This window comes from Aliirhizobium cellulosilyticum (assembly GCF_014198105.1).
Taxonomy (GTDB): domain Bacteria; phylum Pseudomonadota; class Alphaproteobacteria; order Rhizobiales; family Rhizobiaceae; genus Neorhizobium; species Neorhizobium cellulosilyticum.
In genome coordinates, this window is sequence record NZ_JACIGW010000005.1 from 269,049 (window position 1) to 283,887 (window position 14,839).

Here is a 14,839-nt window from a genome sequence, read left to right on the forward strand (position 1 = left end):
AAGGCTTGGCTGTCTGCGGGCGAATGTCACCCGTTTTGAAATGTCACAACAAAAAATAAAAGTCGGCTAGCCAACATTTTTGTGACGTGGCATCTGTCGCAAAGACCTCATCGATCACATAGATAGGCTCAGCGTCATCATGGGATGGCGGAGCAGCAAAATGTCGGACGGGAATGAAGCTTCTCGAAACTTACATATTGCGCCGGATATTCCAGATGTTCCTGGTGGCACTCATTCCAGTGCTTACGATCATCTGGACCATTCAGGTGCTGGGGCGTATCAATCTGGTCACGGACACGGGCCAGTCGATGGGCTCGTTCATGCTGCTTGCCAGCTATATCCTGCCGACGATCCTGCCGGTCGTGATGCCGTTTGCCTTCGTCATCGGCATCACCCAGACGCTGACAGCGATGAACAACGACTCGGAGCTGCCGGTTATCGACGCGGCAGGCGCCAGCCGCAGCATCATTTATCGGCCGATCATCGGGCTGGCCGTCGTGCTCGGCATCGTTTCCTTTTCGGTTACAAACTTTCTCGAACCGGCATCGCGGCTCGGCGTGCGCCAGATGATCGCAGCAGCCTATGCCGACCTGCTCTCTTCCGTCATCGAGGAAAAGACCTTCCGGAGCATCGAAGAGGGTCTCTACGTGCAGATTTCCGAACGGAATTCGGGCCGTCTGCTCAAGGGCTTGTTCGTCGTCGACTATCGGGACCCGAATTTCGACCTGATCTATTATGCGAAGGAAGGCTCGGTCGATCCGGGCGGCACGTCTCTGACCATGCGCGACGGAGAGGTTCACCGTAAAACCCCGGATGGCCGCATTTCGATTATCCGCTTCGTTTCATATGCTTTCGATCTCTCAGCCATGACCAAGTCGGATGGCGAAGCCTTGCCTATGTCTTCGGGCGACCGTGGCCTCGGCTTCCTGCTTAATCCCAACCCGAATGATCCTGCCTATCAGCGATCACCCAGCAAGTTCTACTCCGAGCTTCATCGCAGGCTTTCCGACTGGCTTTATCCAATTGCCTTTGCCTTGGTCTCGCTGGTCGTCGCCGGCAGTAGCCGTTCGCATCGGCAGGCGCGCGTTCATCCGATGATATATGCGCTGATCGTTGCCTTCGGCCTGCGCTGGCTCGGCTTTTCGGCGACGAACTTAGTGGAGCGCAGCCCGTCTTACATGCCGCTCGTTTATGCGATCCCGCTCGTCACGATCGTGATTTCTTCCTATATGCTGGCAACCAACCGGCAGCTCCACATGCCGCGCACCATCACCCGAAACATCGGGCGCATGAACAGCATGCTGATGCGTCGCCTGAAGATATCGTCCAATTCCGGTGGAGGTGCATCATGATCTTCTCCACGCTTGGTCGATATTTCTTCCAGCGGTATGTCGTGACCACCTTCTGGTTCCTTCTGGGGGTGAGTGCGATCATCATGCTCGCCGATTTCAGCGAGACGACGCGCAAGCTTTCGGGCCTTGCCGAGTACAGTGTTCTCGGCGCCTTGGGCATTACGCTCATGCGCCTGCCGCTCATCCTGCAGCAGACGATACCGACACTCAGCCTCTTCATTGGCATGACCGTGCTGATCGCGCTGAACCGCCGCTACGAACTGGTAGTCACGCGAGCAGCCGGTATTTCCGTCTGGCAGTTCATCTTCCCGTTCATTGTCGGCTCCTTCCTGCTCGGCCTGTTCACGATCCTGGTCATCAATCCAGTCGGTGCTTGGGGTCAACGCGAATCGGTTTCCATGGAAGCCAGCTGGCGGCAGGCGAGCAATCGCGCCAAGGCCAGTAAGTTCGTGCCATGGATTCGCCAAATCAGCGACGATGAGGATGTCATCATCGGCGCCAAGAGCTACAAGGATCAGGGCGCAGAACTCATCGATGTGGTGGTTTTCCACTTCGACAAGGGTGGCGCGGTGATCATGCGGCAGGACGCGCGCACAGCAAAACTCGAAAATGGTTACTGGCTTCTTACCGATGTCCTGGAGAATCGCCCCGGCGAGATTCCATCGCGCAAGGCGACGGAACAGGTTCGTACCAACCTGAAACAGGAATACCTTCAGGAGAGCCTTGAGCAGCCTGAAAACGTTGCATTCCTTGATCTTTCCCGAAAGATCGAAATCAGCCGATCATTCGGCATCTCAACCAAGGCGCTGGAAACCCAATTCCACTCGCTTCTGTCGCTGCCCATCCTGCTTGTGGCCATGACTCTCATTGCTGCAACAGTTTCGTTAAAATTCAGTCGCTTCGCCCAGTCCCGATCCATGATTCTGGGTGGCATAGTTTCCGGCTTCGTGCTTTATGTCGTCAGCGTGCTTGTAAAAGCGTTCGGAAGCAGCGGAGCGATTCCTCCGTCAGTGGCGGTCTGGATACCAGTCATCGTCGCAACGGCATTGGGGGCTACGATCTTGCTTCATCAGGAGGACGGCTAGTGGCGGTCAGTAACCGCAGAAATATAAGACGGCTTGCCGCCGCTCTGCTGACAGGTGTGTCTGCGTTCGTATGTGGCTTCACGACGAATGTCGTGCATGCGCAAGGTCTCGTGCCTGTCCAATCGGACGACGCGAAGATGCTTCTGCGTGCCAACGAGCTCACCTATAATCAGGATGCTCAACGCGTCACCGCCCGCGGCGGTGTGCAGATTTATTACAATCGTTACCGCATGGTCGCCCAGCGGGTCGAATATGACCAGAAGAGCGGACGCGTCATGGCGTCCGGCAATATCGAGCTCATCGAGCCGGGCGGAACGCGCGTCTATGCCGAAGAGTTGGATGTTACCGACGATTTCGGTCAGGGTTTCCTGAATTCCCTGCGTGTCGAGACCACCGATAATACGCGCCTTGCAGCGGAAAGCGCCGAGCGGCAAAGCGGCGACGTGATGGTACTCAACAATACCGTCTATACCGCCTGCCTTCCCTGCGCCCAGACGCCAGGCAAAGCCCCGTTGTGGCAGGTCAAAGCGCAGCGTGTGATTCGCAACGGCCAGACCCACACGATCCGGCTGGAAAACGCCCAGTTTGAGTTGTTCGGCATGTCGCTCGGTCGGCTGCCGTTCCCGATCACCGTTCCCGACGAAACCGTCGAGCGTAAGTCAGGCCTGCTGTTCCCGAGGTTCAGCGCCGACGATAATCTCGGCTTCGGGATAAGCGTCCCATATTACCATGTCTTCTCGCCAAGCATGGATGCCACGCTGACACCGACCTATTACAGCAATCAGGGCCTGCTCGTCGAAGGTGAGATCCGCAACAAGTTCGAAACAGGCGAGCACACCTTCCGTTTCGCCGGTATCAACCAGCAGAATCCCGGTTCGTTTGACCTCGGCACAGCCGACAGGGATGCCGATACCCGAGTGATGGGCGCCTCCAAGGGTGAGTTCCACATCAATCCGCGCTGGACGTTCGGTTGGGACGTCATGGTGCAGAGCGACAACAATTTTTCGCGTACATATAACCTTGAAGGCTTCGACCAGGAAACGTTCACCAATGACGTGTACCTGACCGGTCTTGGCACGCGGAACTATTTCGACCTGCATGGCTATTACTTCGATGAGCAGGACGATGCGAAGACCAGCTTGCTGGAGCGTCAGCAGGCAATAGTTTATCCGGTTCTGGACTATAGCTGGTTCGCACCGGAACCCGTTTTCGGCGGCCAGCTGTCGATCAATGCCAATCTGACGAACCTTTCCCGGCGCGCCGAGGATAGTTACCTTGAAGGGGTCGATAGCTATCGCTTCCCTGGCCTTGAAGGCAGCTACACCCGCTTCACGACCGAAGCTGAATGGAAGCGCACAATCACTACGGATCAGGGACTGCAGCTGACGCCGTTACTGGCATTGCGCGGCGACGGTTTGCGTAGCACCTCATCCAGCGCCGGCGCCTTCTATTCCGGTTCACTGGAAGACGATCCGAGCGGGCGTTACATGGCGACCGCAGGTCTTGAAGCTCGCTATCCGTTCCTGATCACGGCCGGCAGCAGCAGCCATATCATCGAGCCGATAGCGCAGATTTATGCCCGTCCCGACGAGCAGATGGCGGGCGGCCTGCCGAACGAAGATGCACAGAGCTTCGTCTTTGACGCGACAAGTCTGTTCGAACGCGACAAATTTTCCGGTTATGACCGGATCGAAGGCGGCACACGTGCCAATGTCGGCATCCGGTATACGGGCTCGTTCGATAACGGTGTGGGCCTGCGCGGCATTTTCGGCCAGTCCTATCAGCTCGCCGGCGAGAACTCTTTCGCCAGCGCCGATCTCGTCAATGCTGGCGCCAATTCCGGTCTTGAAAACGACGTGTCGGACTTTGTCGCAATGGCGGCGATCGACCTGCCGCAGGGTTTCAGCCTGTCCACGAACACCCGGTTCGACAAGGATACGTTTGATATCCGCCGTACCGATGTCGGCTTCGACTACAAGACGCCTCGCGTGACCGGAAAGCTCGTCTACACCAAGGTCGACGCTCAGCCTGACTATGGCTCCACCAGCTCGACCAATATCCTTGAAAAGTCGATGAGCTTCCGTATCAACGAGAACTGGTCGATTTCCGGCAAGGCGACGTGGGATCTGGACGACAACGAAGTCACGCGCCGTGGGCTGGGCTTCAGCTATGCGGACGAGTGCACGATCTTCACGATCGCCTATACCGAAAAGACAGACTCGAGCAAGGCGAACGACTGGAGCATCGGCGCACGCCTGAGCTTCAGAACGCTCGGCGACGTGAATATCGGATCGACAAGCGATTACGACAAACAACAGACTTTCCGTTATTGATCGCGCAGAATTGACGGCGCTCTGATGGCGCCGTCATGGTTTTGCCGCAACGATTGCGCATTCGGGCACGCTTATAGTAAAAGGCGACCCGCAAGTCGCATGACAAGTCCGAGCGCAAGAGGAGTGGACTGATGTTTGGAGTGATCGGAACGCGCAGACTGGCGATAGCCATGGCTGCACTGGCGGCTTCGCTCGTCATCGATCCCATCGTGGCCGCGGCCCAGACCAGCGGCGTCGCCGCAGTGGTCAACCGCACGCCGATCACCACTGCCGACGTTGCACGTCGGGTGGCTTTCCTTCGTTTGCAGCGCCAGAAGGCCGACAGCAATACTGCGCGTGAACAGCTGATCGACGAGACACTGAAGCGTCAGGAGATCGCTCGCGTCAAGATGTCCGTCAGCACCGACGATGTCGATGCGTCCTTCGCGCGGTTTGCTGCCAGCAATAAGATGACACCTGACCAGATGGGCAAGATCCTCGATCAGGCTGGCGTGACGTCACAGCATTTCAAGAATTTCATCGCCGTGCAGATGAGCTGGCCGCGGCTGCTCAACGCCCGTTATGGCGGCGGCGGCAGCCGCATGTCCAGCCAGGAGCTGGTCACCCGGATGATGGAGAGCAAGGAAAAGCCGGTCACCACCGAATACTTCCTGAAGCAGATCATCTTCGTCGTTCCGCCGGCAAAGCGCAATGCGATCATCAACAAGCGCAAATCGGAAGCGGAAGCATCCCGGTCGAAATTCCCGGGCTGCGATCAGGCAAAGGATTTTGCGGCGACTATGATGGACGTATCCGTTCGCGACCTCGGCCGCGTCATGACACCCAACCTGCCGGATGACTGGAAACCGCTGATCGAAAAGGCGTCTCCAAATGGGACGACCGCTACCAAGATCACCGAACGTGGCGTCGAGTTCCTTGCGATCTGCAACCAGCGTCAGGTTTCCGACGACGTTGCCGCGGAAGCCGTGTTCCGTGCCGAAGACCTTGGCAAATCCGAGAAGAGCGGCACCAATCCGAACGACAAGAAATATCTCGACGAGTTGCGCTCCAAGGCGCAGATCGATCGTCGCTGACCCAAGGCATTCCGGAGTTATCATGGCGCCCGACCGCCCGCTTGCATTGACCCAGGGCGATCCTGCAGGGATCGGCCCGGACATTACCTTGGCTGCATGGGCGGCGCGGCGGGAAACCGGCCTGCCGCCTTTCCTTTTCATCGGCGATCCTGAGGTTCTGAAGTCTCGCGCTGCTTTGCTCGATCTTGATATTCAGATTCGCGATGCCAGCCCCGAGACGGCGGCATCGATCTTTGATCATGCCATTCCCGTGCTCCCTATTTCATCAGGTGTCGAAGTCGCCGCGGGTGAACCGCATGTGGCAACCGCGCGCGGCACGATTTCATCGATCGAGACAGCGGTCGACCTCTGCTTTTCAGGTCGCGCCTCGGCTGTCGTGACCAATCCGATAGCAAAGTCGATTCTCTATCAATCCGGCTTCAAATTTCCCGGCCACACTGAATTTCTGGCAGACCTTGCTTTGAAAGTGACCAAGCGGTCTTTTCTACCCGTGATGATGCTTGCCGGGCCGAAGCTGCGTGCCATCCCCGTGACGATCCATATCCCGCTCAAGGATGTGCCGACAGCACTGACGGAAGACCTGATCGTCGATACATGCCGCGTCACCAACGAGGACCTGAAGAACCGCTTCGGCATTGCCCGGCCGCGGATCGCGGTCGCCGGCATCAACCCGCATGCGGGCGAAGACGGTGCAATCGGCCTCGAGGATCAGGAGATCATCCATCCCGCTATCGTCAGGCTGCGCGACGAAGGCCTGCATGTGTTCGGGCCGCTGCCGGCGGATACGATGTTCCATGACGAGGCGCGTTCGCGTTATGACGTCGCGGTCTGCATGTATCACGATCAGGCGCTTATCCCGGCGAAGGCGCTGGGCTTCGACACGTCCGTCAATGTCACGCTCGGCCTTCCCTTCATCCGCACATCTCCCGACCACGGCACGGCCTTCGGCATTGCCGGTCAGGGCGTGGCGCGCGAGACGAGCCTCGTTGCAGCACTGAAGCTCGCAGCCGAACTGGCGGTGAATACAGATGCAAAAATTCCCGCATTCGGCGTAACCGTCTGATGGCAACTCTTGACGGACTCCCGCCGCTTCGCGACGTCATCCAGCGCCATGGGCTGGATGCGAAAAAGTCGCTCGGCCAGAATTTTCTCTTCGACCTCAATCTCACCCAGAAGATCGCCCGCTCGGCCGGTTCGCTCGAAGGCGTGACGGTGTTCGAGGTCGGTCCCGGCCCGGGCGGCCTGACGCGTTCCATTCTTGCGCTTGGCGCGAAGAAGGTGATCGCGGTGGAGCGCGATGCGCGGGCGCTGCCGGTGCTTGCCGAAGTCTCGGATTTCTACCCCGGTCGTCTGGAAGTCATCGAAGGCGATGCGCTGAAGACCGATTTCGCGGCTCTTGCGGCAGAAAAGGCCGATGGCGGGCCGGTGAAGATCATCGCCAACCTGCCCTATAATGTCGGCACGCAACTGCTCCTCAACTGGCTGTTGCCGGAAAACGGAAAATGGCCGCCCTTCTGGGAAAGCCTGACGCTGATGTTCCAGAAGGAAGTCGGCCTGCGCATCGTTGCGGACGAGGAAGACGATCACTACGGCCGGCTCGGCGTGATCTGCGGCTGGCGGACGGATGCACATATGGTGTTCGACGTGCCGCCGCAGGCCTTCTCACCACCGCCGAAGGTGACGTCGACCGTTGTGCATCTGACACCGAAGGCCAAGCCCCTGCCCTGCGATGCCAACAAGCTGGAACGCATCACCCACGCCGCCTTCGGCCAGCGCCGCAAAATGCTGCGCCAGAGCCTGAAGCCGGTCGGCGGCGAAACGCTGCTCAACAAGGTCGGTATCGATCCCCAGCGCCGCGCAGAGACGCTTTCCGTCGAGGAATTCGTTGCATTGGCCAACGCGCTTTAAGGCGCGTCGGCCACGGCGATCAACACAGCCTCAGTTCACGAGGCCTTGCGTTCCCAGCTTGCGAAGGGATCGGCAAGGTGCGTCCAGAGTTCCGGAGTGAATGCCGGAGCCTCAATGAGACAGCTATCCAGCTCGGTTCTGATCTTCTGTTCATTCATAGGGTCGGCACCGATAAAGACGACCTCCTGTCGCCGGTCACCCCAGACGGGATCGAGATAGGGTTTCATCATCCGAGCAAACTCAGGCGTCTGCGGCCAGCGTTCCTTCGGAACGGCAGACCACCACAGTCCCGTCCGGCCGGTGCGGACCAGAGCACCGGCCTGGCTGATTTCGCCGACGAAATGCGGACGTGTCGCCAGCCAGAAGAAGCCCTTGGCACGGACGACACCCGGCCATGACCTGTCGATGAAGCGCTGGAACCTCGCCGGGTCGAACGGCCTTCTGGCGCGGTAGACGAAGGAGCGGATGCCGTATTCCTCCGTCTCCGGCACATGGTCCTTGAACCCGTGCAGTTCCTTGAACCAAAGCGGGTGCTGTTCCGCCTTGTCGATATCGAAACGGCCTGTGCCCAGAACATCCCTGAGGTCCACCTTGCCGAAATCCGTCTCGATCAACCTGGCATCGGGATTGAGCGCCACGATGATTTTTCGCGCGGCGTCGCGTTCGTCCGGCGTCGCGGTGCCGATCTTGTTCAGCACCACCACATCGGCGAATTCTATCTGCTCGACCAGAAGATCGACGATCGTGCGATTATCGCCCTCACCTGCCGTTTCGCCACGATCGGCAAGGAAGTCACCGGAACCGTAGTCTTTCAGAAGATTGGCGGCATCGACGACGGTCACCATCGTGTCCAGTTTCGATATGTCCGAAAGGCTCTGGCCGTTTTCATCCCGAAAATCGAAGGTGGCGGCGACCGGCAGCGGTTCGGCGATGCCGGTCGATTCGATCAGCAGGTAATCGAACCGCCCCTGCTCTGCGAGCGCACGCACTTCCTTCAGGAGATCGTCGCGCAGCGTGCAGCAGATGCAGCCATTGGTCATCTCCACCAGTCGTTCCTCGGTGCGCGACAGATTGGCGCCGCCGTCGCGCACGAGGGCTGCGTCGATATTCACCTCGCTCATGTCGTTGACGATCAGCGCGACGCGCATCCCCTGCCGATTGGCGAGAATGTGGTTGAGCATGGTCGTCTTGCCGGAGCCAAGGAAGCCGGAGAGCACGGTGACGGGGAGCCTATTTTTCATCGCAGATGTCCATTGCAGCTTTTGTTACGTTATACTATTACGTCATCATGTGATCGAGACGCTGTCAAGCCATCGGGTTGGAAGCGGCTCATCACGCAAGTTCACTGGACAAGCTCCGGTGTGTCTCCTATCAAGGGCACGCTACGGTTCTGCATTCGCAGATGAAAAGGGAACGCGGTGAGGTCTTTTTGACCGAGCCCGCGACTGCCCTCGCAACTGTAAGCGGCGAGCCTTTCGTCACATCCACTGGTTTTTTGACCGGGAAGGAGACGGCAAGGCGCTCGAGCCGCGAGTCAGGAGACCTGCCGTCAGCTTTGGGCCTAACCAATACCGGACGAGGTGTTCCGGCAGGGAGAATGATATGACGCAAGCGACCCCGTCGCCCGCCATTTTGATGTGGACCGCAGAAGCGGCCTCGCATCGTCCTGCCTTTCATCCCGGCAAAGCCATTTCCTTCGAAAGGACAGGACATGAAACTCGGCTTGATCGCCGCACTGTTTGCGGTTTCCACCGCAGCGCTTCCCGCAACCGCATTCGCAGCCTCGACCAGCTATCCGCTGACGGTTGAAAATTGCGGACAGAAGGTGACCTTCGACAAGGCACCCGGCGAAATCGTTTCCATCGGTCAGGGCATGACCGAAATTCTCTATTCGCTCGGCCTTGCAGACAAGGTTGCCGGCACGGCCGTCTGGGTCGGCCCTGTGCTGCCGCAATATGCCGAGGCGAATGCGCAGATCAGACGGCTTGCCGACAACGATCCGAGCTTCGAATCCATCGTCGGGCTGGAGCCTGATCTTGTCGCCGCAGAATTCGAATGGCATGTCGGTCCGATGGGCTCCGTCGCCAAGCGCGAACAGTTTTCCGATATCGGCGTCAACACCTATATCTCGCCGGCCGATTGTGTCGCCAAGACCAATCTTGAAGGCGGCGATGGCGTGCGCAAGGAACTGTTCACGATGGACCTGATCTATCGGGAAATCGCTGAATTGGCCGAAATCTTCGACATCCAGGATCGTGGCGACACGCTTATCGCGGACCTGAAGGCCCGTGAAGCCGCCGCCGTCGCCTCGATCAAAGGCGCGGAAGCGAAGAACCTGCCGATCGTCTTCTGGTTCTCCAGCAAGGAAACCAAGGGCGATGCCTTTATCGCCGGCAAGAACAGCGCACCGGCCTATATCCTCAAGACGCTTGGCGCGAAGAATGTCGTGACGACCGAAGAGGAATGGCCGCTGGTCGGTTGGGAAACGATCGCTGAAGCCAATCCCGCCGTGATCGTCATCGCCACCATGGATCGCCGCCGTTATGCCGCCGATGATCCGGCGGTAAAGGTTTCCTTCCTCGAAAGCGACCCGGTCGTCAGCCAGCTCGATGCGGTGAAGAAGAAGCATTTCGTGATGATGGACGCGCAGTCGATGAACCCGACGATCCGCACGATCGACGGCATTGAAACGCTTGCAAAAGGCATCCAGTCCTTCGGACTTGCGAACTAAGCCATGCCGCCTGCACCGCCCGCCATCCGGCCGGGCGGTGTTTTCCGGCACCTCATCCGTCATCCGAAAGGACAGGACATGAAATACGGCCTGATCGCCGCTCTTGTTGCGCTTCCCCTCAGAGCCCTCACCTCCACGGCATTCGCCGCCCCGACCGCATACCCGCTGACGATCGATAATTGCGGTTCGAACGTCGTCATTGAAAAGGCTCCGCAGAAAGCCGTGGGCCTCGGCCAGAACAGTACCGAGATCCTGCTGATGCTCGGCCTTGCCGATCGCATGGCCGGAAGCGCCATCTGGGTCTCGCCGGTTCTGCCGGAACTTGCAGCCGACAATCAGCAAGTCCACCGCATCGCCAACAGCACGCCGAATTTCGAGGCTGTGGTGGCGCGAGACCCGGATTTCATCGCCGCGCAGTTTCTCACTTCCGTCGGACCGCAGGGCCGCGTCGGCACGCGCCAGCAGTTTGCCGATCTTGGCGTGCCGAGCTACGTGTCTCCTACCGATTGCGCGGTGACGGATAACGCGGTTTCGGATGGCAGCCGCAAGAAGATGTTCTCGATGGACCTCCTCTATCAGGAGATCGGCGAGCTTTCGCGCATCTTTGATGTGGCCGATCGCGGGGAAAAGCTGATCGCGAATATCAAGGCCCGCGAAGCTGCCGTACGGGCGCGCGTCGCAGACAAGGCCAAGGATGTCAGCCTCGTCTACTGGTTCTCGTCACCGGAAGTCGCAGGTGATGCCTGGATGGCCGGTAAGAACGGCGCTTCGGGTTACATCACTCAGGTTCTTGGCGCGAAGAATATCGTCAGTTCCGAGCAGGAATGGCCTCTGGTCGGCTGGGAAGCCATCGCCGCCGAGAACCCGACGGTGATCGTCATCGGCACGATGGACAGGCGCAATCAGGGTGCCGACGATCCGGCAGTCAAGAAGCAGTTCCTCACCACCGATCCGGTCGTCAGCAAGCTCGACGCCGTCGAAAAGGGCCATATCGTCGAGATGGATGCGCAAGCGATGAACCCGACCGTCCGCACGATCACGGGTCTGGAAACCGTCGCCGCATCCCTTGAAAGCTTTGGATTGCTGAAGTGACTGCATCCCGCATCAGGCTCTGGACCGCCGGCGCTGCCGGCGTCCTCCTCGTCGTCGCCGCCCTTCTCCTCGCCATGACGGCGGGGGTTGCGATCGGCGAGATGACCATTCCAATGAAAACCACGGTCGCGGCAGTCACAAACCGTCTCGGCCTCACGGAGATCGCCGTGCCGCGTATCCAGGAAGCGGTGATCTGGGATTACCGTCTGTCACGCTCGCTGGTTGCCGCCTTCTGCGGCGCCGGGCTGGCGTTGTCCGGTGCGATCCTGCAGTCGCTCTTGCGCAATCCGCTGGCGGAGCCTTACGTGCTCGGCATATCGGCAGGCGCGTCGACCGGTGCCGTCTCTGTCATGCTGCTCGGTTTTGGCGCAGGCGCGATCTCGCTGTCGGCGGGGGCTTTTGCCGGTGCACTGCTCGCCTTCGCCTTTGTCGTGATGCTCGTCAGCGGACGGCAGACGGCGGACAGGACGATCCTTGCCGGTGTGGCGGCCTCGCAGCTCTTCAATGCGCTGACCTCCTACATCGTCTCGACATCGGCGAATGCCGAGCAGGCCCGCAGCGTAATGTTCTGGCTGCTCGGCAGCTTCGCCGGGGTGCGCTGGCCGGATGTGGCGCTGTCCGCCTCGGTGGTCAGCATCGGGCTTGTCGTCTGCATCTGGCATTCCCGCGCGCTCGACGCCTTCACTTTCGGCGAGGATGCCGCCCGTTCGCTCGGCATCGCGGTCCAGCGTGTTCGCGTCGTGCTGCTGCTCGTCACCGCGCTGATGACCGCCACCATGGTCAGCATGGTCGGTGCGATCGGCTTCGTCGGGCTGGTCATCCCGCATGCCGCCCGCTTCATCGTCGGGCCGGGCCACATGCGGCTCCTGCCTGCCTGCGCGCTTGTCGGCGCGTTATTCATGGTGGTCGCCGATATCGTCTCGCGCATCATCATCGCACCGCAGGTACTTCCCATCGGCGTCGTCACGGCGCTGGTCGGCGTGCCGTTCTTCTCGGTCATCCTCTACCGGGCAAGGAGGGTCGCATGAGCGCTCACTTGATGATCGCCGCCAATGCGGTGCGCTGGCTCGCCGGCCGCAAGGTCATCGTCGATGGCGTCTCGGTCTCGGTAGAACCGGGCCAGACGCTCGGGCTGATCGGTCCGAACGGATCGGGCAAATCCTCGCTCATCCGTCTCTTGGCAGGTCTCAGGGCACCGGCTGAGGGCGACGTCATGCTCGACAACCGCAAGATCTCCGGTTTCGGCCGCCGCGAGCTTGCTCGCCGTGTCGCCGTCGTCGAACAGCATTCGATGACCGAGGCGAATGTCACGGTGCTCGATGTGGTGAAGCTCGGTCGCACGCCGCACCGTTCGGCGCTTTCCCCCTGGACCGGTACCGACGACGAGATCGTCGAGAATGCGCTCGTCCGTGTCGGACTGACCGACCGGCGCGACCAGTTCTGGCATACGCTTTCGGGCGGCGAGCGGCAGCGGGTGCAGCTTGCCCGCGCGCTGGCGCAATCGCCTTCCGTCCTCATCCTCGACGAGCCGACCAATCATCTCGATATCCAGCACCAGATCGACATCCTGCGGCTGGTCGAGGATCTGTCGGTGACGACGGTGGTGGCCATCCACGACCTCAACCTCGCCGCCCGTTTCTGCGACCGGATCGCTGTGCTGTCGGAGGGTAAGCTCGTCACCTGCGGACCACCCGCGGAGATCTTCACCGAGAAGATGATCGCCGACGTCTTCGGGGTCGAGGCGCATGTCTCCACCTCCGCCCATCACGGCCGTCTCCATATCCAATTCCTGATGTAAGGCATCGACATGCAAAACTGGTCGATCAAGGACGAAATCCGCGACTACTGGAGCCTCCGCGCCGAGACCTATGACAGCAGCGCCGGCCACGGAATTGCCAAGCATGCGGAAATCGACGCCTGGGGCCGGTTGATCCGCCGCCATCTTGGCGACGGGGAAGGCAGAAAAGCGCTCGACCTCGCCTGCGGCACGGGCGTGATGACGATGCTGATGCACGGCCTCGGCTTCAAGGTGACGGGGCTGGACTTCACCGAGCCGATGATGGCGCGTGCAAGGCGCAAGTCTGACGAGGCGAATGCCGCGATCCGGTTCCTGACGCGCGATGCGGAGGAGACGATGGAGCCGGATAATACTTACGACGTCATCATTGCCCGACATCTCGTCTGGACGCTCACTAATCCCGACAAGGCGTTTTCCGACTGGCTGCGCATCCTGAAACCCGGCGGCCGCCTGCTGATCATCGACGGCGATTTCGTCCGCCAGCACTGGCTGGAAAGGCTTCTTCCCCTGCTCGACCGCGTTTTCGGCAAACAGCAGGATGGCCACAGCCTGTTGACGCCGGAGCAATGGGCGCATCACGAGCGGATCGTCGGCCGGGTGCATTTCAAGGACGGGATCAGGGCGGACGATACGCTGCGACTTTTCAAGAGCGCGGGCTTCGGCGAAATGAAGATCGAGACGGATCTCGCCGACATTCGCCGCAGCCGCGGCATCAAGCTTCTGTCGCGCAAAGGCCTTGCCTCGACGCTGCAGCACCGTTTTGCGATATCCGGCCGAAAGCCGCTCTGACTAGAGCTTCGGCTCTTCGGTCAGCAGCGTCGCGACGAAGTCGAAAAGGCCGTGCCGGCGGTCGCGGCGGACGCGCTCGGCATTGACGATGCAGTTGACGTGGCCAAAAGCTTCATCGAGATCATCGTTGACGATGACATAGTCATATTCGCGCCAGTGTTCGATCTCGGCACGGGAGTTCAGCAGGCGCGTGCGGATCACCTCTTCGCTGTCCTCCGCGCGACGATGCAGGCGCGACTGAAGTTCGGTCATGGTCGGCGGCAGGACGAAGATCGAAACAATGTCGGCCTTCATCTTTTCCTGAAGCTGCAGCGCACCCTGCCAGTCGATATCGAACAGCATGTCACGGCCCTCGGCCATCGCCTGTTCGACCGGCTCGCGCGGAGTGCCATAGAAATTACCGTGCACCTCGGCCCATTCCAGCAGTTCGCCATTGTCGCGCATGCGCTCGAACTGCGGGATGGTGATGAAGTGATAGTGCTTTCCGGCAATTTCGCTCGGACGCTTCGCACGAGTCGTGACGCTGATCGAGATTTCCAGGCTATGATCGTCTCTGAGCAGGTTGCCAGCGATCGTCGATTTTCCGGCACCGGAGGGAGACGACAGTACGAGCATAAGCCCGCGTCGGGCAATTTTCGTATCTGCCTTGTCTGACGATGTCGGGGCCGGGCTCATCTC

The 14,839-nt window shown here is 59.9% G+C and carries 13 protein-coding genes and 1 riboswitch; of the genes, 11 read left to right on the forward strand and 2 right to left on the reverse strand.

Annotated features, from left to right (window positions below; all coding sequences use genetic code 11):
• Window positions 1–173 precede the first annotated feature (173 nt).
• From GGE33_RS20550 to rsmA, 6 genes are all read left to right on the forward strand, one after another.
• Complete coding sequence (locus tag GGE33_RS20550) at window positions 174–1,352, forward strand: LptF/LptG family permease (RefSeq protein ID WP_148145390.1); 1,179 nt, start codon at window positions 174–176, stop codon at window positions 1,350–1,352.
• A complete protein-coding gene (gene lptG, locus GGE33_RS20555; protein ID WP_148145391.1) occupies window positions 1,349–2,437 on the forward strand; it encodes an LPS export ABC transporter permease LptG in 1,089 nt (362 codons plus the stop codon). The genes GGE33_RS20550 and lptG overlap by 4 nt, the downstream gene beginning before the upstream one ends.
• Entirely contained in the window at window positions 2,437–4,770 is a 2,334-nt protein-coding gene (locus tag GGE33_RS20560) for an LPS assembly protein LptD (RefSeq protein WP_183827298.1), read from the forward strand. The genes lptG and GGE33_RS20560 overlap by 1 nt, the downstream gene beginning before the upstream one ends.
• 140 nt (window positions 4,771–4,910) lie before the next feature.
• Window positions 4,911–5,843, forward strand: a complete 933-nt coding sequence (locus GGE33_RS20565; protein WP_394353680.1) for a SurA N-terminal domain-containing protein — start codon at window positions 4,911–4,913, stop codon at window positions 5,841–5,843.
• Window positions 5,844–5,865: 22 nt separating this feature from the next.
• Window positions 5,866–6,906, forward strand: coding sequence for a 4-hydroxythreonine-4-phosphate dehydrogenase PdxA (gene pdxA, locus GGE33_RS20570; RefSeq protein ID WP_183827301.1), 1,041 nt, complete (start codon window positions 5,866–5,868; stop codon window positions 6,904–6,906).
• Window positions 6,906–7,751, forward strand: coding sequence for a 16S rRNA (adenine(1518)-N(6)/adenine(1519)-N(6))-dimethyltransferase RsmA (gene rsmA, locus GGE33_RS20575; protein ID WP_183827304.1), 846 nt, complete (start codon window positions 6,906–6,908; stop codon window positions 7,749–7,751). The genes pdxA and rsmA overlap by 1 nt, the downstream gene beginning before the upstream one ends.
• Before the next feature lie 35 nt (window positions 7,752–7,786).
• Here rsmA and zigA read toward each other — a convergent pair whose 3' ends face one another.
• Window positions 7,787–8,992 (reverse strand): zinc metallochaperone GTPase ZigA, encoded by a 1,206-nt coding sequence (gene zigA, locus GGE33_RS20580; RefSeq protein WP_183827307.1) that lies wholly within the window; start codon window positions 8,990–8,992, stop codon window positions 7,787–7,789.
• A gap of 127 nt (window positions 8,993–9,119) precedes the next feature.
• Window positions 9,120–9,316, forward strand: a riboswitch (cobalamin riboswitch).
• 146 nt (window positions 9,317–9,462) lie between these two features.
• On the opposite strand from zigA, the gene GGE33_RS20585 reads away from it, so the two are divergent.
• The 5 genes from GGE33_RS20585 to GGE33_RS20605 all read left to right on the forward strand — a co-directional run bounded on the left by GGE33_RS20585 (window position 9,463) and on the right by GGE33_RS20605 (window position 14,161).
• Window positions 9,463–10,482, forward strand: coding sequence for an ABC transporter substrate-binding protein (locus tag GGE33_RS20585; protein ID WP_183827310.1), 1,020 nt, complete (start codon window positions 9,463–9,465; stop codon window positions 10,480–10,482).
• A 78-nt stretch (window positions 10,483–10,560) separates the two neighbouring features.
• Window positions 10,561–11,574, forward strand: a complete 1,014-nt coding sequence (locus GGE33_RS20590) for an ABC transporter substrate-binding protein (RefSeq protein ID WP_183827523.1) — start codon at window positions 10,561–10,563, stop codon at window positions 11,572–11,574.
• 74 nt (window positions 11,575–11,648) lie between these two features.
• On the forward strand, window positions 11,649–12,602 hold the full coding sequence (locus tag GGE33_RS20595; RefSeq protein ID WP_183827520.1) for a FecCD family ABC transporter permease: 954 nt from the start codon (window positions 11,649–11,651) through the stop codon (window positions 12,600–12,602).
• A gap of 8 nt (window positions 12,603–12,610) precedes the next feature.
• Entirely contained in the window at window positions 12,611–13,372 is a 762-nt protein-coding gene (locus GGE33_RS20600) for an ABC transporter ATP-binding protein (protein ID WP_183827526.1), read from the forward strand.
• A gap of 9 nt (window positions 13,373–13,381) precedes the next feature.
• Complete coding sequence (locus GGE33_RS20605) at window positions 13,382–14,161, forward strand: class I SAM-dependent methyltransferase (RefSeq protein WP_183827315.1); 780 nt, start codon at window positions 13,382–13,384, stop codon at window positions 14,159–14,161.
• Here GGE33_RS20605 and gmk read toward each other — a convergent pair whose 3' ends face one another.
• Window positions 14,162–14,836, reverse strand: coding sequence for a guanylate kinase (gene gmk, locus GGE33_RS20610; RefSeq protein WP_183827318.1), 675 nt, complete (start codon window positions 14,834–14,836; stop codon window positions 14,162–14,164).
• Window positions 14,837–14,839: the final 3 nt, after the last annotated feature.